Origin of the sequence: Methanobacterium sp. (genome assembly GCF_038562635.1) — an archaeon.
Lineage (GTDB): Archaea > Methanobacteriota > Methanobacteria > Methanobacteriales > Methanobacteriaceae > Methanobacterium_D.
Window position 1 is genome coordinate 2,083,853 of record NZ_JBCFBO010000001.1, and the last position, 21,985, is coordinate 2,105,837.

The following is a 21,985-nucleotide window of genomic DNA, read 5'->3' on the forward strand; positions in this document are numbered from 1 at the left end:
TTCCACAGAAAGCATGTAAATTTCAAGTGGTGGAGTTTATGATTATTAATGCAGATCTACATATTCACAGCCTTTATTCAATGGCAACTTCAAAAAATATGACCATAAGCACGATTGCATCAGAGTCAAAACTTAAAGGATTGGATTTAGTTGGCACGGGTGATGGTTTTCATCCGGAATGGCTTCAAATTATAGAGCAGAATACAAAGCCTTCAAAAACAGGAATATATTCAGTTAAAGAATGTGATAATGATTCACAGACGCGCTTGATAAAGAGTGTGGAGCATCCTGAGACCAGCACAGCTAAATGTAAATTCATTTTAACCGCTGAAGTTGAAGACCGCAATAGAGTTCACCAGCTTATTATTTTACCTTCAATTGAATCTGCTTACCAGATAAGGGAAGAATTACCATCTAAAAATATAGATAAAGAAGGTAGGCCTAGAGTTAATATGAATGGGGCGGAATTAATGGATTTAATTAAAGATCACAAAGGATTAATAGGTCCTGCCCATGCATTTACTCCATGGACAAGCATTTACAAGGAATTTGACAGTATATATGACTGTTACAATGATACTCCTGATTTTTTAGAGCTCGGACTTTCAGCGGATACTGATATGGCAGATAGAATAGAAGAACTTCAGAACATCCCATTCCTTTCAAATTCAGATGCGCATTCGCCGTGGCCCCACAGGCTTGGAAGAGAATTCAATGAAATTGAAATTAAAAAAATGACATTTGATGCATTTAAAGACGCAATAAAGGCAAAAAAAGTTGTAGGAAACTACGGATTTGATCCAAGGCTCGGTAAATATCATGAAACTGGCTGTGTAAGATGCTATGACACGATCATGATCGAAAAAGCACGGGAACTTAAGATGAGATGTCCATGCGGAGGACTTATAAAAAAAGGTGTTAAGGATAGGATAAGCGACATTGCAAAATGGGATGAGCCGCACCACCCAGAATTCAGGCCTAAATATACGCATATTCTTCCACTAGCTGAGATAATAAGTCTTGTTCATGGAAAAGGGATCACTACGGTTTATGTTCAGAAAATATGGAAAGAACTGGTACAGACATTTGGAAGTGAAATAGAAGTTCTGATTTATGCATCTCTCGACGAGATTGCAAGAACTGAATCTAAACTGGCAGGGGTTATAAAGTCATTTAGAGAAAATACTTTGAAAATTCAGCCAGGTTCCGGTGGACATTATGGGCAAATTATTTTAGGCTGAATTTTCTTAATTTAAACATTTTTAGATATTATCCTCTTTTTTAAATAATAGCTGCCAGTTCGATCAGCGGCATGTATAGATTTGATAAATAAATTTAAAGTGTAAAATATTCTGTTACGTGTTTTCAGATGCTAAACTGGAATCTTTTTGTTTTTCCAGTAAGGGAATTACTACTGTTTCTTCTTCATATGCCCCTGCATCCTGGATTAAACACCCTTCAATTTTGGAGTGAATGGCGGCAGCGTTTTCTGTGTCTACCAGGTCAACTATTTCGATTTGATCTCTAAATCTCTGGACTGCGTCATCGGTGACGTTTTCAAGATAGGGTATCGCCCCTTCAGCGCCTACTATTCTTTTTTTTGCATCTACACCGTTTTCATGTAGGGCTTTAATAGTTTGGCCAGTGATGTGTCCCTGGACCTCTGCACCGCAAACCACAAGGAACCTTATGTTAGGGTTGGAAACAACATTACCAATGACTTTTTCAATACCAAGATTTTCAGTGTGAAGAGAGCCTGATATTGATGCTCCTGCTTCAACAGGTTCATTTCCCATATGTGACCCGAGGGTAACTACTGCTACTGCGTTTTCTTCATCTCCGACAGTATAATCGCCGACTATCTGCGGCCATCCTTCAGCAGCGGGTTTTTTGTTTACCATACTTTTCATCTCCTGCAAAATTTACAATTTTGCGGACCCGAAAATCTTTGATTTTCGACGGTCCGGTAAAATTTGCAGACCAAAAAATCATAGCCGCCAAACACATAGTGTTTGCGGCATGCAAAAAACCAATGGTTTTTGCGGTTGCAAATCGAAGATTTGCAAACATCGAAAATGTAATTTCGTAAACATCGAAATTAACAATTTCGACAGATTTTAAGGTTTAGCTACAATTTTTTAATGATTCTTTAACCAATAGTTAATTTTTAACTATAAGTTAAATTTTAACTTGTAGTTAACATTATATAAAACTTTTGTTTAAAATTAATATGACACAGATCATCAAATAGAAAAAAATTTTAAAAATTTACATTATAGTTCTAACTTTAACATATGGTGATATATGTGTTGTAATTAATGTTTATCCATCATATAATGACATTCTAAGCTCAGCATTAAATTTGTAAGACAGAAACTTTATTATCTCATTGGACTAATTTTAAACTAGTAAAATAATGAGCTTGAAGTTAGATAAAATTTAGAGGAGAATCATATGGCTATTTCCAGAAAACAACGAGAAAGAGAACAGAGGCGCAATGGACTCATAGATGCTGCAGAAAAGCTCTTCTTTGAGAGGGGTTACGATAATGTTACAATGGATGAAATAGCAGATGAGGCTGAGGTTAATAAAGCACTGCTTTACTACTACTTCAAGAATAAGGAAGCGCTGTTTTTTGCTGTTGATCTTCGTGGAGTCAGAATATTGCATGAACTGTATGTAAAATGTTCTAATCTTGATGTTGATGGTTATAACAAAATAAAATTAATGATTCAAAGTCTTTTTGAATTTTCTAAAGATTATCCAGATTATTTCCGTATTTATCGTTATGCGAGGACAGAAAGGTTCCAGATGAGTGATAATAAAGATGCAAAAGAACTTGTAGATCTGACAACTGGAATATGGAGAATCATGGTTGAAGCGATACTTCAGGGGATGAATGATGGAACCATTCGAAAGGACGTGGATCCTGTAGAAATGTCTATTTATATTAATGTTATGAGTATGGGGGCTTTAAACATTGATATGAGCTTTAAATTGATATTGGAAGGCAGAGGAATACATCAAGATAAATTTTGGGGAGATTTGCAGCGTTTTTTGGATCCTGCAATCACAAATCGTTCTTTAATTGATTGAATATGCAGAAGATGGTCGCATTCATAAGAAATTAAACCGATTTAGCCTATTCATTCATTAACTAAATTTTTATATTAAAATGACTAAATGTTACATAATAAGCTCTATTTTAATTTATTTGGCCTGGGTGAGACAATGGCAATTTCAGATAGGAAAAAACGGGAAAAAGAATATAGGAGGCAGTCTATTATCGACGCCGCTGAAAAGCTGTTTTTTGAGAAAGGCTATGATAACGTTTCTATGAACGATATTGCTGGTGTGGTTGAATTGAACAGGGCCACAATTTATCTTTACTTCGAAAATAAAGAAGCATTGTGCTTTGCAGTTGTTTTAAGGGGAGTTAGAATGTTAAATGCGATGATCAAAGATAATGTGAGGAAAGCTATTGACCGTCAAAAGATAAATACGATAGGAAGGTCATATTACACATTTTTCCAGGCATATCCTCAATATCTTCAAGTCTATACTTTTTTCCAATCAGGAAGGTTTAATTTAACCGGTTTAAGGGGCCGCGCATACCAAGATGTAAATGAGATACTTAAATTGCAAAGGGACATTTTTGATTTTATACATATAAATATTAAAGATGGAATAAGAAAAGGAAGCATTCTTTCGGATATAGAAGGGTTAAAAAGAGAGGGGATCCGTCAGGATATAGATTCTTTTTATGCAACGAGTTTGATTTTATCTACAATAGAGAGTATTATAAAGCTTCCCCCATCTTTAGAAGAAGAACTTAAAGATAGAGAAATAACTGAATACCAATTTGAAGCGCTTTTAATGCACTTTGTAAGCAGATTACTTATGAATTAATGTTAAGAATGTCGTTGAATCTAAAATTAGTTATTGTTTTAAATTTTAGTTTTTTTAGTTGTTATTTATGTTTTTAAAAATATATTTGCTTTTTTATGGTTTTTACAGTTTAAAATGGTTTATTTAACGTTTCTTCCCATTTAAATTTAGATTCTTTTTACTTTTTCATGCAAGGTTTACCCAAAACATTTATATTACACTAACACTATGTTATAAAATAACACTGTGTTAAAAAATAACAACCTGTTATAAAATGACAGGTGGAAAGCCACTGAGATCTCCAAGGTAAAAAAAGTTTAGAAACAGCCGATGGAATTAGTATTTTCCATCTAAAGGAGGTTAAATTGTATGTCAAATAAAAAAGCGCCAGCAGAAAACTGGCCTGTAATGTCTGGTGAATATATAACTGGTGATCCTGAAAGTGCTGTAGCAGTAGTCACTCTAGGATCACACCTGGAAGATATGCCTGTTGCAGCAGGAGCTGCTATATCCGGACCTTTGCACACTGAAAATTTAGGTATTGAAAAGGTCATTGCAAATACTGTTTCCAATCCTAACATAAGGTTCCTTGTGGTTTGCGGTACTGAAGTTCAGGGACATGTCACTGGCCAAACTATCCAAGCTCTACATGAAAATGGTGTAGATAAAGATATGAAAGTAGTTGGATCACAGGGAGCCATACCAATCCTTGATAATATGACTGAAGAAGGGATCCAGAGATTTAGAGATCAGCTGGAAATAGTTAACCTGGTAGATGTGGAGGATCCTGCAACCATTCATTCAAAAATTGAGGGCTGTTTGGTTAACGATGCGGGGGCATATGAAGAAGAAAGTTCAGTTATTCCATTACTCGGAAAACGTAAAGACTCAAATGTAATAATTGAAGATGCACAGGTAGTTGAATGTGCTGAATAGCGGAGAAATTTTATGCCAACAGTAAAAATAAAAGATATAAACATGTATTATGAGATTCAAGGCGAAGGTAAACCGTTAATTTTTATACAGGGTCTTGGAACAGAAATCTCTTCTGCAGGCTTGTTTACAGCAGAACTTGCTAAAAAATACAGGGTAATCACATTTGATAATCGTGGCACTGGAAGGACCGACAAACCTGACGACGATTATTCTATTGAAATGATGGCTGAAGACACAATTGGGCTCATGAATAAACTTGGAATAAAAAGAGCCCATTTTATGGGCGGTTCTATGGGAGCATGTATACTGCAGGTAATCGGTGCAAAACACCCTGAGCGAGTAAAGAGCATGATATTATATTTAGCTACTCCTCGGTTCTCTGACACATTGAAAAACGCAATGGCGCCTTTTTTAAAGCCGCGAAAAGTGGAAGAAGAGGAAAATAATCAAATGCATCCTCTATTTATGCAAAAATATCCTCCAACTAAATGGTCTTTATCAAGACAGCTTGAGGCCAACATGGAATTCGACGGCAGAAATTTACTTGGCCAAATTAAAGCACCTACTCTTATCATTAATGCTACAAAAGACCAGTTTATCCCGATGGAATCTACTGAAGAACTAGCAGAAGGAATACCTCATGCAAAAGTGGTTCTTGTAGATGAAGATCATTTATTTCCCATGACAAAAATGGATTTATTAATTAAACCTGCGGTTGCGTTTTTGGAATTTTTGGAAGCTAATTAAGATTTAAATGAGGAAATATCATGCCAACAATAGGTAACGGTAAAAACAAGGGCGTGAACGTGAATGGGCACAATTATGCTATAGATACTTTTGAATATATACGTAAACTCTCAAATCTAGAACGAATGTATTTATGGAGTCCTTACAGCGATGTATCAATGGTAACAAGGATCAAGGGGAATATTTCAGAAGAAAAACTGCGCAGTGCATTGAATATAGTTTTGCAGATGCATCCACTTGCTGGTGCAAAGATCGTGTTTGATGATGATTATAACGCATGGTTTTCAACTGATAATGTCCTTAAACCATTCTTTAAAACCGTAAAAATGACTTCTGATACACAATGGCTCGAAGAGCTCCAGCGTGAAATTAGAATACCTTTTAATCCAGAAACGGGCCCTATGATCCGGTTTGTATTAATACATTCTGAAACAGTATCAGATCTAGTAGTTATATGCAATCACAGTATCTGCGATGGAATGTCACTTGTATATTTAATTCGTGATCTGCTTGACATTTATACAAATCCAGAACAAGAAATTAAAGTAATCGAGCCGGTAGATATTAAGGATTTCCTTCCAAAAGGAGGGTTTTCGCTGCAGTCGGTCATGATGAAACTTGTTATGGGCAATGCAAACAGAAAGTGGGAGAAAAATCCTTATTATTTTGACCATGAGGATGCGGTCGCTGTACAGGAAGCATATTGGGAAAAATATGTCTTCAATACAGTTCTTCTTGAACTTGAGCCTTCTGAAACGAAATCTCTTTTAAAACAGTGTAGAAATAAAGGTGTTTCAATTGGTTCTGCAGTAATAGCAGCGTTTATAGTAGCCCATGAAGATATTGCCGGCCAATTCGTTAAAAACCAGAAGCAGTTATGGGTCCCCTTTGACATGCGGAGACACGCGACTACCTCAGTCGATGATGTTTTTGGTCTTTGTATTGGGGCGCCTCGGTTTTCATATACTTACAATGCAAAAAAACCGTTCTGGGAGAATGCAGCAGTTTTACATAAAGAAATCCATAAAAAAGTTGCAAAATTAGACTCTCACACCATGGAAACTCCAGATTCTCATCCTACATTTATGGATGCATTGTCTTCGTTTGCACTTCTTAAAGAAGTTGTTCCTGAAGCATATACTAAAACAGAGAATTTGAAGAGGTATTTCCAGGATGAAAATAATATTACTTTCTCCTTTGCAAAAAGGTCCAGAAGCATGGTTCCAGGCACAATTCCTTCAAATTTAGGGCCACTTGACATACCTGAAACCTATGGCGACCTTCAAATTGATGAAATGATATTTTTCCCTGTAATAAGTGATTCTGTCCCTCTAAATCTTGGAGGGGTTAGTATTGGTGATAAAATGGTATTCTCTCTTAGCTATCCTGAGCCAAGGGATAGGGGAAATAACATGACTGGTGAAATGATTCAGATTCGTAATAGGGCTCTGGAATATCTGGGTTTTCCAGATAAAGCAAGCAAAAAAGCTATTGGCTAATTATGTATGAATAAAATGATGAATAAGGGGATTAAATCATGTCAATTGTAAAAGTAAATGATATAGATATGTATTATGAAATTCATGGCGAAGGTGAACCGTTAGTATTAATTGCAGGTTTGGGTATGGATATAAGCATGTGGGGCACTGCACATGAAATATACAAGAAATATAAGGTTATCATGTTTGATAACCGTGGAGTTGGTAGAACTGATAAACCAGAGGAGCCATATTCTATTGAGTTAATGGCTGATGATACAGTTGGCCTTATGAATAAACTTGGAATAAAACGTGCTCATATTATGGGCGTATCTATGGGGGGTTGTATTGCCCAAACAATTGCCATAAAATATCCTGAGCGGGTAAATGGTTTGATGTTACATGTTACTTACCCTAAATCGCCCCATTATGATCCTCAAGTTGCAGTTATGTTTGAGCAACTGCGTGCTATGGTAAAACAACCCGGATTTCTGGATAATTTGGGTAAGTATCCACCGACTGTTGATTCATTTATCCGACAATTCGATGCAATACTTGAATTTGATTGTTTAAAACAATTAAATAAGATTAGAGCGCCTACAATTATAATAAATGGTAAAAATGATGTTTCTAATCCGATTAAAAATGGTGAAGAGCTCGAATCAGGAATAAAAGATTCTAAATTGATCCTAGTTAATGGTGACCATCTGGTTTTGGGTACAAATCCAGAACTAGTGGTTGCTCCTGTTCTTGAATTCCTGAAAGAAGTTGATGCTAAATCTGTAGGGGAGTAAACTTCATGTCAAAAGCAAAATTAGATAACCTGGATAACGGATCAGATGTTACAAATATCTCAAAATACACTCGTAAAATCTCTAATCTTGAAAGGGTCTTTTTATGGCACCCTAACTGCAATGTATCCATGGTTACAAGGATCAAAGGAAATGTTTCGCAGGAAAGGCTTCGCAGTGCACTGAATATGGTTAAACAGATGCATCCGCTTATTGGTGCAAAGATAGTGTTTGACGATGATTATAATGCGTGGTTTTCAACTGATAATGTCCCACAACATAAAGTTAAGGTTGTTACTAGGGTTTCAGATATGCAGTGGTTCAGAGAACTGCAAAAAGAGGTTCAAACACCATTTGATCTGGAGGTTGGTCCGTTAGTCAAATTTATATTAGTGCATTCTGAGGACGTGTCTGATCTTGTAGTAATATGTAATCACAGTATTTGTGATGGAATGGCGCTTGTGTATCTGGTCCGTGACTTGCTTAACTGCTACATGAATCTTGAACATGAAATCAAAACATTATTTCCCCCTTATAATGATGAATTTCTTCCAGATAAAGGGGGCTTTTCATTATCATCAGTTTTAGCAAGACTAATCATGTATCAGGTAAACAGGAAATGGAAAAAGCATCCCTATTATTTTACACACGAGGACTATGTTGAACTTCAAACTGCATACTGGGAAAAGAATCAGTATGGGGCTGTTCTCCTTGAACTTGATTCAGCTGAAACAAAAATACTTTCAAAGCAGTGTAAAAAGAATGGTGTTTCAATTGGATCTGCGGTAACAGCAGCATTCATAGCAGCATATGAAGATGTTTTAGGCCCTTTTACAAGTAACCAAAAGCAGATATCAGTTCCATTTGACCTTCGTAGACATGCAGTTACTCCTATTGGGGATGTATTTTGTTTTTGCGTAGGATCACCTCGATTCTCATATAATTACGAATCAAAGAAGTCATTTTGGGAGAACGTAGTAGTTTTACATAACGAAATCCACGAAAGAGTTAAAAAATTGGACTCTTCTGGCCTTAAAGCTCCGGACTTGCACCCCACACTCATGGATGCATTTTCCTGTTTTGTGCCTTTAAAAAAAGTTGTTCCAGAGGCATATACAAAAACAGAGAATCTTAAACAATTTTCACAGGACACGAAGAATATAGCCTTTGAAGTTGCAGACAAATCGGAGCACATGAATCCTGGCATAATTCCTTCAAATTTAGGACGGCTTGATATACCTGAAACTTACGGCGACCTTCAAATTGACCGCATGGTATTTCTCCCTGCAATAAGTGATATTGTTCCCTTAATTTTGGGAGGGATCAGTATCGGTGGCAGGATGGTCTTTTCCATGACTTATCCTGAGCCGAAGGGTAGAAACCTGAGGATGGCAGATGAAATGATTCAAATTCGTAACAGGGCTTTAAAGTATCTTGGTTTTCTGGATAAGGCAAATGAAAATGCAATTGTATAATGATATGGTATAAATTTAATAGGGGTTTTAAAACATGCCAAATGTAAAAGTGAATGGTATAAATATGTATTATGAGGTACACGGCAATGGAGAACCTTTATTGATAATTTGGGGAATGGGTGGAGAGATCTCTACTTTTGTTGATTACATGGATAATCTGGATGAAGATTATAAATTAATCTTCTTTGACAACAGGGGCACAGGTAGGACAGATAAACCGGATGAACAATATTCTTTTGAAATGATGGCCAAAGACGCTGTTGGTCTTCTAGATAAACTTAATATTGAAAATGCTCACGTTCTGGGGATTTCTATGGGGTCACGTATCGCGCTTGTAATGGCTGCAAAATATCCTGGACGGGTTAAAAGTTTGATATTGAATGTTGCTGCCGCGAGATCCACCTGCGATGATCCTCAAGCAGCGCATTCATATGAACGGCTGTATACTGCAATGACTCAACCGGGATTTTTAGAAATAATGGGAGGGTATCCTCCAACTGTTGAATCATTTATCCGACAGTTTGAGGCTCTTAAGAATTTTGATGGGCGAGAATTATTAGATAAAATCAATGTACCTACTCTCCTAGTAAACAGTACAAAAGACGATTCTACGCCAGTAAAATTCGCTGAAGAACTTTTTGAGGGTATATCAGATTCAAAATTAGTTCTAGTCGAGGAAGACCATTTATTTATACGGACAAAGCCGGATCTACTAATTGAACCAGTTCTTGAATTTCTTGAGGAATTAGGTAATAAAAGCGCTACTCGGGATGTTTCATAAATTATATGGGGGAATATTATGCCAACTGTAAAAGTAAATGATATAAACATGTATTACAAGGTATGCGGCGAGGGAGAGCCACTGGTAATTCTTCAAGAAGCAGGTATTGAAATTAGTTCCATGTACAATGTTTTAGATGCATTTGCTAAAAATTATCAGGTCATAGCTTTGGATAATCGCGGTGTTGGTAGGACAGATATGCCAGACGAGCCTTATTCCATTGAAATGATGGCTGAAGATACAATTGGTCTTATGGATGAAATTGGTATAAAGAGTGCTCATTTTCTTGGAATGTCTATGGGTGCACGCATCGCGCTTGTAATAGCCGCAAAATACCCTGAAAGGGCTAAAAGTTTAATCTTAAATGTGGCAGCTGTAGGTTTCCCTGATACATTTAAGTCTATTTTAGAAGTATCTTTGGAAAACACCGATTTAAGGGAAAAACTGCTTCAAAAAACAGGGATAGTATTTATACAGAAGTATCCTCCCAATCCTGAATCATTTCTCAGACAATTGAAAGCTATGGCTGATTTCGATGGCAAGGTCTATTTGGATCAAATTAACGCGTCTACACTTGTAATAAATGGTACAAAGGATCATCTGGTGCCTATGGCATTAACTGAAGAACTTAAACTGGGAATTAGGGATGTAAAACTTATTCTTGTTGATGAAGGGCATTATTTTGCAGCATTGAAACCAGAATTACTCATTAAATATTCATTAGAGTTCCTGAAAGAAGTTGGAACAAAAACAGTTTTAAAACAGAATATTAAGATTGTGTGAAAACTACGATGGGATGTACTAGATGGAAAAAATTGAAAATTATAAATTTTTAGAAAAAGCAGCTACAGAGAGGGGATTTGCTGATGCAAAAGTTATTTCCATGGATAAAGTGGTAATTGAGGATAGATTACGCCTTCAGTGCATGGTCAGCTGTTTTCAATGCGGAAAAAATTTGAAATGCCCGCCATATGCGCCGAGCATAGGTGAATTCAGAAAAATGCTAAATGAATACTGTTTTGCTATGGTCATTAAATTTAAGCCCCCCGAGATATCAGATGAGATAATAGTGAAATATGGTCTAAAGGACATAGAAAATGATAAAGTTTCATTAATACAGGAATTAGAAACTCAATCAATAAATGCTGTAAGAAATCAGGATATGAATAAAACTGCGATGATGCGTTCTGATTTCTCTGGACCCTATAAAAATGCTTTAATGTCCACGCTGGAGCTTGAAAAAGCTGCATTCAAACAGGGATATACCCTTGCCACAACATTCTTTTATGGAGCTTGTTATCTTTGTGAAACATGCAATGTGAAAAAGGGCATATGCTTAAATCCGGAGATATCACGTTTTTCAGCAGAAGTTGCAGGTATTAACATCGTTAAAACAGCAGCAAATGCTGGAATGGGATTTAAATTTCCGATTAAAGAAGATGAACTGGGGGGACTAGTCATTTTATTTATAGATTAAGCTTCAAGTGTGCAGCCGGATGAAAGCTGAATTAAAAGATGATAATTAAGATGTAAACCGTTTAGATTTCCATGTTTAGATGATTTGGATTGGAGAGGATATTATGCAGAAAATTGACAGTTACAAAACTTTAGAAGAAGCGGCTTTGGAAATGGGGTACCCTGAAGTAAAGGTTATTCCTGCAGATGATATTGTAGTTGAAGATAGGGTACGCTTGAAATGTATAGTTGGTTGTCCTCACTACGGCAAAGGTTTGAGATGCCCACCATACACACCCAGTATAAACGAGTTTAGGAAGATACTAAATGATTACAGTTTTGCCATGCTTATTAAGCTTAAACAGCCTAAAATATCCAATGAACTAAAATCAAAATATAATCTAAATAATCTGGAAGAGCTAGATAGACTGCAGGATCGGTATGATGATGTAAATAAAATATCGGCGAGATTATGGTCAGATTTCGCAGTTCATTATAAAAATGCTTTAATGGACCTGCTGGAACTTGAAAAAGCAGCTTTTAGTATGGGATATACCTTTGCTACCCTATTTTTTGCTGGGAGATGTATGCTCTGTGAAAAATGTGATGTAGAAACTGGTATGTGTCGTAACCCGGTGATAGCGCGTTTTTCTGCTGAAGCTATGGGCATAAATCTACTAAAAACAGCAGAAAATGCTGTAATGGAATTAAATTTTGACTCAAGTGATTCAACTGGAATGGCGTTACTACTAATAGATTGATAATAAAAAAACTTAAGTTGAAATATTTATAACTTCATTGAAACAATTTTAGAAGATATTGATTGAACTTTAATAAGATGAATATAAGTTTAAATGCAAATAAAATAATGAAAAATGTGTGATTATTATGCAGGAAATTAAGTTAGATACAAATTATATAGAAAACGTTTTAGCTCAAAATAACTACATTCCTGATGATAATATAGTTACTGTGGTGTTTTTAGCGCTATCACTTAAAAAACCTATATTAATTGAAGGACCACCAGGCACTGGTAAAACTGAACTTTCTAAAGCGATTTCAAGAGCGTTTGAAAGGGATTTTTTCAGAGTACAGTGTTATGAAGGCATAACTTTTGAACAGATCGTTGGGGAATGGAACTATCAAAAACAGCTTTTACATCTGGAAATGTCCAAGAAAATAGAAACAGAAGGAGATGTATTTAGTGAAGAGTTCTTCATAAAAAGGCCGCTTTTATCTGCTTTTATGAATGAAAAGTCTTCAGTTATACTTATAGATGAAATCGATAAAGCAGATGAAGAAGTAGAAAGTTTCCTGCTTCAAGCACTTGGAGAAAAGCAAATAACTGTTAATGATCTGGGAACTTTTGACCTTAAAAATGACTTACTTGTTATAATGACTTCAAATTCCCAGAGACAACTACTTGACGAGACAAAGGACCGCTGTTTATACTTATATATTGATTACCCCACATTTGAAAGAGAAGTGGAAATAGTTAAGTCACATGTCCCTAATGCTTCTTTAGGTTTAATCAAAAGCGTTGTAAGGGCTATGCAGAAAGTGAGGAAACTTAATCTAATTAAAGCTCCATCAATTAGGGCAACTGTAGACTGGATTAATAGTTTACTTGTATTTGGTAAAGATGATTTAGACGATGATTCGTTTAAAAAAACTATTAATGTTGTCATAAAGAATGAAGATGATAAGAATAAAGTGCTAGAATCGTTTAAATTGGATTAAATTACTTTACTCGTCTGTTGGTAATATGTTAAAAGAAATAGCTAAATTTTCAGGAAAACTCAGGGAAAGCGGGATCCCTGCAAGTATTAGAAGTACAGAAATAGCCTGTCAAGCAGTTCCTTTAATTAAAGAAAATGATGGGGATTTAAAGGAAGCTTTAGCATGTATTTATCTTAAAGACCAGCGGCAGAGAAAAAAATTTAATGAAGTGTATGGTTCTTTTTTTGAAGGAAAGGGAGAAAATACAGAGGATCAGTCTACAAAAAAACAATCTAAGAGTGCAAATCGCATGATAAAACCTTCGGTGAGTACTACCTCTTCGCCAGCAGGTACCAATTCGGTTCCTGGTTTAAATAGTATGTATCAAGCTTGGGATCACAGAATGAATCATATAAATGATTCTATAATGGACAAAATAAAGATAGAATATATCGAAAATACCCTTGGGGGCAGCAGTGACGATGGTTCTATAAATGACAAATCTGGTTTACTTAAAAGTAACATAATGACTTTAAATTCCCTTCAGCCTGAACTGATAGATTTGTGCCAGAAACTTGGTAGAAAAATTGCTACAAAAAGAGCACGAAGATATAAGCAATCTAAGAAGCAAAAACCAGATATTAGAAGGACTATCCGGAAGAATTTAAAGCATGGTGGAACTCTCCTTGAACTTGTAAAAAGTAAACCTAAATTAAAGAAACAGAATCATTATTTTCTAAATGATGTGAGCGTTTCATGCGATTGGATCAGTATCTGGTTTTTTTGCATGGTTTATGCGGCTCAAAATTCATTTACCCGAGCAAGGGCATTTGAATTTGATAACAAAACTGCAGAGGTAACTTCTGCCCTCTACGAACTCAACGTAGTCGATGCATTTGTTAAAGTTTTAAAAATCAGGCATGAAAATGCAATGATTCAGGGTAAATCCAATATGTATACTGCATTTGAAGGTTTCCTTGATCAGGCGAATTTAAATAGTAAATCATACGTCATGATTTTAAGCGACTGCAGGGATTGGGCAGGGCCAAAAGATAATAATAGGCCGTTAAGTGCAGATCTTATCGAACAAATGTCTAGACTTGCTAAAAGAGTTTTAATATTAAACCCTGAACCTAAAAATAAATGGAATGTAGCAGACAGTCGTGTTTCCTATTATGAAAAGGCAGGGGCTGAAGTTTTTGAGGTCAGTGACTTAGAACAGCTTGCTAATTTAATAAGTGAGATTTAATTATATTAATCTTCTAATTTTAAATTTATGGTGAAACAATGAATTCATTAAAAAGCATTTTGGAAAATAAAGAAATTAATGAAAAACGTCTGGAAAAAGAAGCACCTGATCTTTATAATGGTTTTATGGACATGGCAAATCATTATTATAAAGAAGGATCTTTGAATATAAAGTATAAATGGTTAATGAGCGTTACAGCAGCAATAGCTACTAATGTGTGCATTGCATGATTATTTCTGTAAATAATGCTATTTCTGCAGGGGCTACAAGGGAAGAAGTTATAGAAGCAGCAGCTATAGGTGTGAAGTTTGGAGGAGCATCAGCATATACTATTGTTCGAAATAATCTTTTAAATTGTTTAGATGAAATAGAAAAGAGCCAGTAAATAATTAACTAAATTTTCTTAAAAGGGAATGAAATAAATTGGAAAGTAGTAAATTACTAATATTTAATTTTAGTTAGGAGATATTGATGTCATTTGATGAAGAAATAGAAAAATTTGATTTTCTGGAAAAAATGGCTCTAAAAATGGGCGCTATTGATACAAAAGTTATAACTATAGACAACGTTTGTGTAGAAAATAGAGTGACGCTTAAATGCAGGATAGGGTGCATTAGTTATGGACAAAAATTGACCTGCCCTCCATATGTCCCATCGGTAGATGAATTCAGGAAAATTTTAAGTGAATACAGTTATGCACTGCTTATAAAGTTTAAATCCCCAGCAAAAGCTGATGATAATTTAAAATGTTCAATGTATAGAAGCTTGCTTGATCCAGATACTCCCAAAGATATGAAAGAGAAAGCTGATGCATTTTGGAATGACCATGCAGTATACAGTAAAGAAATACATGGGATCATGCTTGAACTTGAAAAAGCAGCATTTAACAGTGGTTACACATTTGCACTTGCATTTACAAATGGTCCATGCAGATTATGCAATACATGCAACACAAAAGAGGGAATATGCACTCATCCAAGCAGAGTCAGAATACCTGAACACGCAGTGGGTATCAATATGAAAAAAACAGCTAAAGATGCAGGTATGGAAATTCAATTCCCGTTTTCAGGGCATCCTGAACTTATGACTATACTATTAATAGACTGAACTTGCTAATTACTTCCATTATTTTTTTGGTTATGGTACTTTAACCAAACTTTTATAAATGTAAAAATCAAATTATACTCAATATTTAGTGAATTTTAAAGCTTAAAAACGATGTAAATCTTGAAATAAGTGTAAAAATGGTTTTTATAATAAGATGTTTATTATGTTTCTATTTATTAAATCAAGCAAAGAATAATGTTTAATTCAATATTTTAAAAATTTTAATTTGATTAGGGGAATATGCAGCGATTTAAATCTTTTTAAGTTTATTTTTCAAATGTTTACAGTTAAAATTATTAGATAACTGCAGGTGATATGATGATAAAATATTTAGCTCAAGAAGAAGGACCTACCACTTACCAATTAATTTTTAAAGATACTGAAATCTCAGGAAAGACATATAAAATACTAGAAAAGCATTTAAAGAAATATGATGAAAACTTAGTATTAACACACGTGCCTGTTGCAGATGAAGTGGTAATTATTGTAAATAAAAAATGCGAAACTGATGAATGCCGTGAGGCGGAAGCAGAACGGTTTATTAAATATTATGCTGGGATTTCAAGAAAACTTAAATAAATAGTCACAAATTACTTGTAATTTAATTAGTGAAGGATTAAGTGTATTCTATGGAATTTCAAATCGAAAAAATGAAACATGAAGACTGGGAACAGGTTTCAAAAATATATGATGAAGGTATTAAAACTGGAAATGCTACCTTTGAAACAGATGTACCTTCATGGGAATCCTGGATTTCAAAGCATTTGCTATGCTGTAATATCGTCGCGCGCAGGGGAAATAAAATTTTAGGTTGGGCAGCGGTATCACCAACTTCAAGCAGAAATATTTATTCTGGAGTAACTGAAGTCAGCATCTATGTAGGTAAAGAATGTAAAAGAACTGGTGTAGGTTTAGCTCTTCTTAAAGAATTAATAGAATTATCTGAGAATAACGGTATTTGGACTTTACAAGCGGGAATATTTCCAGAAAACAAGGCAAGTATAAATCTGCATAAGAAATGTGGATTTAAAATAGTAGGCATCCGTGAAAAGATAGGAAAAATGGATGATATCTGGCGTGATGTTGTTTTGATGGAGAGGCGCAGTAATAAAGTAGGTATAACATAGTTTGATAATTTAGATGATTGGAATTCTTATTTTCACCTGTTTAACGATTATACTGTTAAATTTAGTATAGTCATCGTCACGGTTTGACCTATTTTATTCATATCTTTTGAGTTGAGCTTGTCAAAGGTATTGGCACTGCTCCACGGGGCAACTTCAAATGGCTGGCTCATTACCTGTAAAACAGGTACCTTATCACTGTTATAATAAAAGGGGTAAGTATCGCTGGGGTATGTGGTAGTTCCAGTAACAGCAGAGTATCCTAATTGTTTAGCGTTTTGTTTCATAATGTTTATGAGTTTAGGGTCTCCATTAACAGGCTTCGGCTGGTTGCTGTGTCCAATTAAAGATACTTGTTGGCCGGCACCAACACAGTTAAGGTCGATCATTGCTTCACAGTTTTTAACAATCTCGGGATGAGTTTTTACGAAAGCATCGGATCCCTTAAACCACATTTCTTCCCCTCCAAACCCAACAATGAGAATGGTTTGTTTTGGCCTGTAACCTGTAGATAATGTTCTGGCCATTTCGGTCTGTATTCCCATAGCAGCGGCATCATCTGTGGCCCCTTCACAGAAACCTGGAGAATCGATATGTGAACCTACAATGATGTATTTTTCAGGACTTTCTGACCCTTTAATTTCTCCAATAACATTGTATGTATATTTTCCGTTGCCTAGATCTACTTTCTCTTTATATGCATTGATTCCATTGTTTTTAAATTCAGTTTCCATGTTATCTGCAGCTTTTAGTTCAGCTTCGTTACCTCCATATCGAGGGCCTAAACTGCAGATTGTTTTAGAGAAAGCCAGTGCATTTTGTGAATTAAATTCTTTGGCTTTGGCCAGTGGATCGGTTACAGTTGGTTGAAATTGATCAATGGTACTGGATGAATTAAACATGAATGCACCTGCAAGTACCACTGCGCATAATGCTATTCCTGCAATTAAAAATATGCTTTTATTCTTCATAAAAATTCCCTATCGCATTTGATTAATTATTTAAAATAGTGATAATCATTTGATTATGATTTAAACTAAATTAGGAAGTTTAAAAGAGTTAGAATCACAATATCTTAGATTAGTCATTGATCTGGTACTGTCAACTTTTGAGTTAATTTCCTGCATATAGTTTCTTTATTTAAACTTAATAATAAACTTTATTAGAATAGTAATAATTAGAATGTTATTGGTTGATTAATCTTTATGGGGTAATGGGTGTAAAAGGAGTTATTAATTATTTGGAATGTTTTTAAGGCTTTTTTGGCAATAAAATGAGTAGTTTGTTTTTGGGATTTTAATCTTCCGAGCGATTAGCGAGGCAAACTCGATTGGTTTTGAAATCTTATTGAATTTAATAAAAAGGATTTAAAATAGAATTTATTGGAATTTAAATCAGAATTAAAATAGAATTCGCATTGATTTTGGTTTTCCGGAGCGAAAAACATAGTTTTTCGTGAGGATTTTTTGTTTAAACTTTTTCTAGGAAAAAGTTTAGCGGACCCGCCGGGATTTGAACCCGGGACCCTCAGATTAGGAGTCTGATGCCCTGTCCTGGCTAGGCTACGGGCCCACGTGTATTCAGAATTAGTTTGTTGTATCCGATTTATAAAGTTTATATTTTGAGTTAGTTCGCTTTTGGGATTTCGATCTTCCGAGCGATTAGCGAGGCGATTTCAATTGGTTTTGAAATCTTATTGAATTTGATAAAAAGGATTTTTTAATGCTTTATTTAAAATTGAATTTAATATGATTTTGGTTTTCCGCAGCAAAAAACTTGTTTTTTGCGAGGATTTTAGATTAATCTTTTTTTGAAAAAGATTAGCGGACCCGCCGGGATTTGAACCCGGGACCTTCGGATTAGAAGTCCGACGCCCTATCCAACTAGGCTACGGGCCCTTATGATACTGTTCAAAGTTGGTAATTACTAGATTGTAGGTTCTGCTATATAAAATAAACTGTTACATGTAACTATTTTTATAATAATTACACGCAACCACCAATCCAGCTTAGTTTTACATGTACGCTGGTGATTCTGTTTCGCCTTGCCCTTGTACAGTTTGAGCTAGCTCTTTAAGTCTATTTTCTATTTCTTCTGCTTCTTTTATAAGGGGCTCTGCATTGATGTTCGTGCCTAACATTTTGTTTAAAATGTTTGTAACATCGGCAGCAGCCCTTGGGTCTGGATATGGGCTTGTTATTTCTGCAAATAAACAGGATCCGGGTATGCCTTTCATCATGCTCCTCGTAAGTAAAGTACCTGATAAACCGCTTATATTTCCGAATGGTAAAATAGGCAGGTCTAATTTTCCAAGGCGTTCCAGGGCTTCATCTGAGTTTGCAGCACCTGCAGCTCCCTGGCTTTTTTCCCTTACAACTATGCTGTTAAATGTAATTATTTCCTTACTATTATTTCGTTCCATCCAGTCAACTATGCCGTTTGTCATGTCGAAAGCGACATTTTGAGGGATGATGAAATCTGAAAGGAATAAAACAATTCCTTCTGTAGAGTATATCCTAAATGGATGGATTGCTTTACCTTTATACAGTACTGCAAGAGGAGGGAAATATTTGGAGTCAATATATCCTATTTCCTCCATTTTAAGCTCTTCAACTAAAAGCCATCCTAGTATATTTCCTATAAGGCCTAATTCAGGTGATCCTTCTAAGACTATTGCATCTTCAACATTTTTAGAAATTATTTTACAACATTCATATTCGGTCTCAACCATATCAACCATCTACGGTGCACCTCCTGCACCTCCAACGTTTTTACCTGTTTTAGCGTTTATCCAGATTTCTCCGGCTTGTTTACCGTTGTACATGATTGGAACAATGTAGACTTTTTCACCGTCCATTGTTGTAAGCTTAGGAGTACCTGCGGTTGCTCCATCCTGTTCTATATAATTATTTTGAACAATTGATTTAGCTTCGCTTGCTGATATTTTCACACTACTACCTCCATTTGAACTTGAAGTTTGGGTTCCTGTAGAAGTTGTACCACTCTGGGTTTGAGTTTGGGTTTGACTTCCATCAGACGGGGTAGTTGTGCCCTGATCTGAAGATTGCTGGTTGTCCTGTGAAGTAGTAGGCTGCCATAAGCCTGTAGTAGTTGTAGTAACCTGATAAGTAGCCGCTGCGACACCTATAAGTAATACAATAACAACGGATAAAAGAATCTTTGTGTTAACCATTAGTTCACCTCTTCATAGAATTGCACTGATCTCTAAATTGGAGTTATTACTTAAATAATGTTTACTAATATAAATCTTTGACTTATTATAGTTTTAGTGTTCCCGATTATAGTTAGAAAAAAGCTTATAAGTGCGTTAATGAAGTGTTTTTAAAAAATTAAAGATGTTTTCGTTGTTTTTATATTTTTATAATGTTAAGCTTATTAATCGGAGATTGTTAATTAGTCCTTTATGTTATATATATTTTTCATTTTTTTTTTCAAAGAAAAGCTTATTATTATAGATAATAAATTGAAATAGTGATATTCGTATATTTTAAAAACAAGAGGTGATACATTTGAGCGAAAAGATTGTTATATCGCCAACATCACGACAGGAAGGACATGCCGAACTGGTAATGGAAGTCGATGATGAAGGAATAGTAACTAAGGGGCGATACTTCAGTATTACTCCAGTCAGAGGACTAGAAAAGATAGTAACAGGCAAAGCTCCAGAAACCGCACCAGTAATCGTGCAGAGGATCTGTGGTGTCTGCCCTATACCTCACACTTTAGCATCAGTAGAAGCTATGGATGATTCATTAGGTATAGAACCACCAAAAGCAGGTAAACAGTTAAGAGAATTAACTTTAGCGGCTCATCACATAAACAGTCACGCTATACACCATTTCTTAATAGCACCTGATTTTGTTCCAGAAAATTTAATGGCAGCAGCCATAAACTCAGTTTCTGAAGTAAGGAAAGTTTCACAATATGTAGTTGATATGGTTGCTGGGGAAGGTATACACCCATCAGATATTCGAATTGGTGGAATGGCAAGTAACATTTCTGAAATTGCAAGGAAAAGGTTATACACAAGATTAAAAGCACTCCAGCCAGTACTGGATGAACACGTAGATCTTATTGTAGGTTTAGTAGCGGATAAAGACTTACCAAAAGGATTAGGTGTTCACGACCAGCCAACACTTGCTACCGATGTCCTTTACGGTAACAGAGACAAATTTGATCTTGACAGATTTACCGAAATAATGCCTGAAAGATGGTATAAGGACCCAGAAATAGGTAAAAGAGCTTGTTCAACTGTCCCTCTCTATGACGGTGTAAACATAGAAGTAGGTCCAAGAGCAAGAGCTGTTGAATACGGCGGATTCTCCGGAAAAGGTACCGTAGCTCAACATATAGCTCGAGCAATGGAAATGAAAAGGGCTCTCTCAAAAGCAATAGCCATACTGGACGAATTAGACACATCTGCCCCTGCAAACGTTGGTAACTTCGATGTTAGAGGTACAGGTAAACTCGGAATTGGTGCAATAGAAGGCCCAAGAGGAATGGACGTTCACATGGCTCAAGTAGGCGAAAACGGTAAAACTGAATTCTACAGCGCTTTAGTCCCAACAACATGGAACATTCCAACCATGGGGCCTGCAACCGAAGGATTCCACCATGAATTTGGGCCACATGTAATAAGAGGATACGACCCTTGTCTTTCTTGTGCTACTCACATGATAGTATTAGACGACGAAGATAAGAGCGTCATTAGAAACGAAATGGTCAGATTATAAGGGAATAAAAATGCCATACGATGCGGAGATTTTAGTTGTTGGCTGTGGAAATGTCCTTTTTCAAGATGACGGATTTGGACCTGCAGTAATAGAGGCCTTACAGGAATATTTCAAGGATCATGAGCTTCCAGAGAACACAATGTTAGTAGATGCAGGAACCAGCGCACCACACTACATATTTTCTCTTCCACACAAATCATGGAAGAAACTTATAGTAGTAGATGTGGTAGAATCTAATGCTGAACCTGGATCAGTGCGGAGATTTGAGGTAACAGAACTTCCGAGAGGACGATACGACGATGCCCATTCATGGTCGGTAGAAGAGCCTTTACATGAGTTGAGTAAAAAATGCGAAGTTTTTGTAATTGGATGCCAGCCAGAGTCTATCTCTGCTCCAGATGTTATAATGGGCTTAACTAAAAGTGTGGAGGAAGCTATTCCCAAGGCCATGGAAATCATTTTAAAGGAAATAGGGGTTTAG

Annotated in this window: 23 protein-coding genes, 2 tRNA genes and 2 pseudogenes; 21 read left to right on the forward strand and 6 right to left on the reverse strand. The window is 35.7% G+C overall.

Features of this window, described 5'->3' with window-relative positions; genetic code table 11:
- Positions 1–38: 38 nt before the first annotated feature.
- A complete protein-coding gene (locus AAGU07_RS09975) occupies positions 39–1,241 on the forward strand; it encodes a TIGR00375 family protein (protein WP_342458944.1) in 1,203 nt (400 codons plus the stop codon).
- A 153-nt stretch (positions 1,242–1,394) separates the two neighbouring features.
- Here the strand turns inward: AAGU07_RS09975 and mtrA are convergent.
- Positions 1,395–1,901: pseudogene (mtrA, locus tag AAGU07_RS09980) on the reverse strand (tetrahydromethanopterin S-methyltransferase subunit A); the annotation flags it as partial.
- A 47-nt stretch (positions 1,902–1,948) separates the two neighbouring features.
- Between mtrA and AAGU07_RS09985 the strand changes: the two are divergent.
- The 18 genes and pseudogenes from AAGU07_RS09985 to AAGU07_RS10070 all read left to right on the forward strand — a co-directional run bounded on the left by AAGU07_RS09985 (position 1,949) and on the right by AAGU07_RS10070 (position 16,753).
- Positions 1,949–2,089, forward strand: a complete 141-nt coding sequence (locus AAGU07_RS09985; protein WP_342458945.1) for a hypothetical protein — start codon at positions 1,949–1,951, stop codon at positions 2,087–2,089.
- Positions 2,090–2,454: 365 nt separating this feature from the next.
- Positions 2,455–3,096, forward strand: a complete 642-nt coding sequence (locus AAGU07_RS09990) for a helix-turn-helix domain-containing protein (protein WP_342458946.1) — start codon at positions 2,455–2,457, stop codon at positions 3,094–3,096.
- Between the two features lie 135 nt (positions 3,097–3,231).
- Positions 3,232–3,909, forward strand: coding sequence for a TetR/AcrR family transcriptional regulator (locus AAGU07_RS09995; RefSeq protein WP_342458947.1), 678 nt, complete (start codon positions 3,232–3,234; stop codon positions 3,907–3,909).
- A 348-nt stretch (positions 3,910–4,257) separates the two neighbouring features.
- A pseudogene (locus AAGU07_RS10000) lies at positions 4,258–5,571 on the forward strand (tetrahydromethanopterin S-methyltransferase subunit A).
- A gap of 20 nt (positions 5,572–5,591) precedes the next feature.
- On the forward strand, positions 5,592–7,070 hold the full coding sequence (locus AAGU07_RS10005; RefSeq protein WP_342458948.1) for a condensation domain-containing protein: 1,479 nt from the start codon (positions 5,592–5,594) through the stop codon (positions 7,068–7,070).
- 38 nt (positions 7,071–7,108) lie between these two features.
- Positions 7,109–7,843 carry an alpha/beta hydrolase gene (locus tag AAGU07_RS10010; protein ID WP_342458949.1) on the forward strand — a complete coding sequence of 245 codons (735 nt, stop codon included), beginning with the start codon at positions 7,109–7,111 and terminating at the stop codon, positions 7,841–7,843.
- A 5-nt stretch (positions 7,844–7,848) separates the two neighbouring features.
- Positions 7,849–9,315: a condensation domain-containing protein gene (locus AAGU07_RS10015; protein ID WP_342458950.1), complete on the forward strand. Its 1,467-nt coding sequence runs from the start codon at positions 7,849–7,851 to the stop codon at positions 9,313–9,315.
- A gap of 34 nt (positions 9,316–9,349) precedes the next feature.
- A complete protein-coding gene (locus AAGU07_RS10020; protein ID WP_342458951.1) occupies positions 9,350–10,096 on the forward strand; it encodes an alpha/beta hydrolase in 747 nt (248 codons plus the stop codon).
- Positions 10,097–10,114: 18 nt separating this feature from the next.
- The gene (locus AAGU07_RS10025) at positions 10,115–10,879 is read left to right on the forward strand and encodes an alpha/beta hydrolase (protein ID WP_342458952.1); all 765 of its coding nucleotides are present in this window, start codon (positions 10,115–10,117) and stop codon (positions 10,877–10,879) included.
- A gap of 22 nt (positions 10,880–10,901) precedes the next feature.
- The gene (locus AAGU07_RS10030) at positions 10,902–11,573 is read left to right on the forward strand and encodes a DUF2284 domain-containing protein (protein ID WP_342458953.1); all 672 of its coding nucleotides are present in this window, start codon (positions 10,902–10,904) and stop codon (positions 11,571–11,573) included.
- A gap of 103 nt (positions 11,574–11,676) precedes the next feature.
- A complete protein-coding gene (locus tag AAGU07_RS10035) occupies positions 11,677–12,312 on the forward strand; it encodes a DUF2284 domain-containing protein (protein ID WP_342458954.1) in 636 nt (211 codons plus the stop codon).
- 127 nt (positions 12,313–12,439) lie between these two features.
- Complete coding sequence (locus AAGU07_RS10040; protein WP_342458955.1) at positions 12,440–13,291, forward strand: MoxR family ATPase; 852 nt, start codon at positions 12,440–12,442, stop codon at positions 13,289–13,291.
- Between the two features lie 25 nt (positions 13,292–13,316).
- On the forward strand, positions 13,317–14,519 hold the full coding sequence (locus AAGU07_RS10045; protein WP_342458956.1) for a VWA domain-containing protein: 1,203 nt from the start codon (positions 13,317–13,319) through the stop codon (positions 14,517–14,519).
- A 38-nt stretch (positions 14,520–14,557) separates the two neighbouring features.
- Complete coding sequence (locus AAGU07_RS10050) at positions 14,558–14,749, forward strand: hypothetical protein (RefSeq protein WP_342458957.1); 192 nt, start codon at positions 14,558–14,560, stop codon at positions 14,747–14,749.
- A complete protein-coding gene (locus tag AAGU07_RS10055; protein ID WP_342458958.1) occupies positions 14,746–14,904 on the forward strand; it encodes a hypothetical protein in 159 nt (52 codons plus the stop codon). Before AAGU07_RS10050 ends, AAGU07_RS10055 begins: the two co-directional genes overlap by 4 nt.
- A gap of 86 nt (positions 14,905–14,990) precedes the next feature.
- Positions 14,991–15,626 carry a DUF2284 domain-containing protein gene (locus tag AAGU07_RS10060; RefSeq protein WP_342458959.1) on the forward strand — a complete coding sequence of 212 codons (636 nt, stop codon included), beginning with the start codon at positions 14,991–14,993 and terminating at the stop codon, positions 15,624–15,626.
- A 318-nt stretch (positions 15,627–15,944) separates the two neighbouring features.
- Positions 15,945–16,205, forward strand: a complete 261-nt coding sequence (locus AAGU07_RS10065) for a hypothetical protein (RefSeq protein WP_342458960.1) — start codon at positions 15,945–15,947, stop codon at positions 16,203–16,205.
- Between the two features lie 50 nt (positions 16,206–16,255).
- Positions 16,256–16,753, forward strand: coding sequence for an N-acetyltransferase family protein (locus AAGU07_RS10070; RefSeq protein ID WP_342458961.1), 498 nt, complete (start codon positions 16,256–16,258; stop codon positions 16,751–16,753).
- A gap of 47 nt (positions 16,754–16,800) precedes the next feature.
- On the opposite strand, the gene AAGU07_RS10075 is transcribed toward AAGU07_RS10070, so the two are convergent.
- The 5 genes from AAGU07_RS10075 to AAGU07_RS10095 form a co-directional block, all read right to left on the reverse strand.
- Positions 16,801–17,721 carry a M28 family peptidase gene (locus tag AAGU07_RS10075; RefSeq protein WP_342458962.1) on the reverse strand — a complete coding sequence of 307 codons (921 nt, stop codon included), beginning with the start codon at positions 17,719–17,721 and terminating at the stop codon, positions 16,801–16,803.
- Between the two features lie 526 nt (positions 17,722–18,247).
- Positions 18,248–18,322: transfer RNA gene (locus tag AAGU07_RS10080), tRNA-Arg, on the reverse strand.
- A gap of 252 nt (positions 18,323–18,574) precedes the next feature.
- Positions 18,575–18,648: transfer RNA gene (locus AAGU07_RS10085), tRNA-Arg, on the reverse strand.
- 116 nt (positions 18,649–18,764) lie between these two features.
- The gene (locus AAGU07_RS10090; protein ID WP_342458963.1) at positions 18,765–19,490 is read right to left on the reverse strand and encodes a proteasome assembly chaperone family protein; all 726 of its coding nucleotides are present in this window, start codon (positions 19,488–19,490) and stop codon (positions 18,765–18,767) included.
- A complete protein-coding gene (locus tag AAGU07_RS10095; protein WP_342458964.1) occupies positions 19,491–19,943 on the reverse strand; it encodes a PepSY domain-containing protein in 453 nt (150 codons plus the stop codon).
- Positions 19,944–20,280: 337 nt separating this feature from the next.
- On the opposite strand from AAGU07_RS10095, the gene frhA reads away from it, so the two are divergent.
- Together frhA and frhD are read left to right on the forward strand one after the other, a co-directional pair.
- A complete protein-coding gene (gene frhA / locus AAGU07_RS10100; protein WP_342458965.1) occupies positions 20,281–21,504 on the forward strand; it encodes a coenzyme F420 hydrogenase subunit alpha in 1,224 nt (407 codons plus the stop codon).
- A 10-nt stretch (positions 21,505–21,514) separates the two neighbouring features.
- Positions 21,515–21,985 carry a coenzyme F420-reducing hydrogenase, FrhD protein gene (gene frhD, locus AAGU07_RS10105; protein ID WP_342458966.1) on the forward strand — a complete coding sequence of 157 codons (471 nt, stop codon included), beginning with the start codon at positions 21,515–21,517 and terminating at the stop codon, positions 21,983–21,985.

Excerpts from the sequence above, each read along its gene's own strand:
- AAGU07_RS09975 (WP_342458944.1), top strand. The coding sequence starts at position 39 with ATGATTATTAATGCAGATCTACATATTCACAGCCTTTATTCAATGGCA.
- AAGU07_RS09990 (WP_342458946.1), top strand. The coding sequence starts at position 2,455 with ATGGCTATTTCCAGAAAACAACGAGAAAGAGAACAGAGGCGCAATGGA.
- AAGU07_RS09995 (WP_342458947.1), top strand. The coding sequence starts at position 3,232 with ATGGCAATTTCAGATAGGAAAAAACGGGAAAAAGAATATAGGAGGCAG.
- AAGU07_RS10005 (WP_342458948.1), top strand. The coding sequence starts at position 5,592 with ATGCCAACAATAGGTAACGGTAAAAACAAGGGCGTGAACGTGAATGGG.
- AAGU07_RS10010 (WP_342458949.1), top strand. The coding sequence starts at position 7,109 with ATGTCAATTGTAAAAGTAAATGATATAGATATGTATTATGAAATTCAT.
- AAGU07_RS10015 (WP_342458950.1), top strand. The coding sequence starts at position 7,849 with ATGTCAAAAGCAAAATTAGATAACCTGGATAACGGATCAGATGTTACA.
- AAGU07_RS10020 (WP_342458951.1), top strand. The coding sequence starts at position 9,350 with ATGCCAAATGTAAAAGTGAATGGTATAAATATGTATTATGAGGTACAC.
- AAGU07_RS10025 (WP_342458952.1), top strand. The coding sequence starts at position 10,115 with ATGCCAACTGTAAAAGTAAATGATATAAACATGTATTACAAGGTATGC.
- AAGU07_RS10030 (WP_342458953.1), top strand. The coding sequence starts at position 10,902 with ATGGAAAAAATTGAAAATTATAAATTTTTAGAAAAAGCAGCTACAGAG.
- AAGU07_RS10035 (WP_342458954.1), top strand. The coding sequence starts at position 11,677 with ATGCAGAAAATTGACAGTTACAAAACTTTAGAAGAAGCGGCTTTGGAA.
- AAGU07_RS10040 (WP_342458955.1), top strand. The coding sequence starts at position 12,440 with ATGCAGGAAATTAAGTTAGATACAAATTATATAGAAAACGTTTTAGCT.
- AAGU07_RS10045 (WP_342458956.1), top strand. The coding sequence starts at position 13,317 with ATGTTAAAAGAAATAGCTAAATTTTCAGGAAAACTCAGGGAAAGCGGG.
- AAGU07_RS10050 (WP_342458957.1), top strand. The coding sequence starts at position 14,558 with ATGAATTCATTAAAAAGCATTTTGGAAAATAAAGAAATTAATGAAAAA.
- AAGU07_RS10055 (WP_342458958.1), top strand. The coding sequence starts at position 14,746 with ATGATTATTTCTGTAAATAATGCTATTTCTGCAGGGGCTACAAGGGAA.
- AAGU07_RS10060 (WP_342458959.1), top strand. The coding sequence starts at position 14,991 with ATGTCATTTGATGAAGAAATAGAAAAATTTGATTTTCTGGAAAAAATG.
- AAGU07_RS10065 (WP_342458960.1), top strand. The coding sequence starts at position 15,945 with ATGATAAAATATTTAGCTCAAGAAGAAGGACCTACCACTTACCAATTA.
- AAGU07_RS10070 (WP_342458961.1), top strand. The coding sequence starts at position 16,256 with ATGGAATTTCAAATCGAAAAAATGAAACATGAAGACTGGGAACAGGTT.
- AAGU07_RS10075 (WP_342458962.1), bottom strand. The coding sequence starts at position 17,721 with ATGAAGAATAAAAGCATATTTTTAATTGCAGGAATAGCATTATGCGCA.
- AAGU07_RS10090 (WP_342458963.1), bottom strand. The coding sequence starts at position 19,490 with ATGGTTGATATGGTTGAGACCGAATATGAATGTTGTAAAATAATTTCT.
- AAGU07_RS10095 (WP_342458964.1), bottom strand. The coding sequence starts at position 19,943 with ATGGTTAACACAAAGATTCTTTTATCCGTTGTTATTGTATTACTTATA.
- frhD (WP_342458966.1), top strand. The coding sequence starts at position 21,515 with ATGCCATACGATGCGGAGATTTTAGTTGTTGGCTGTGGAAATGTCCTT.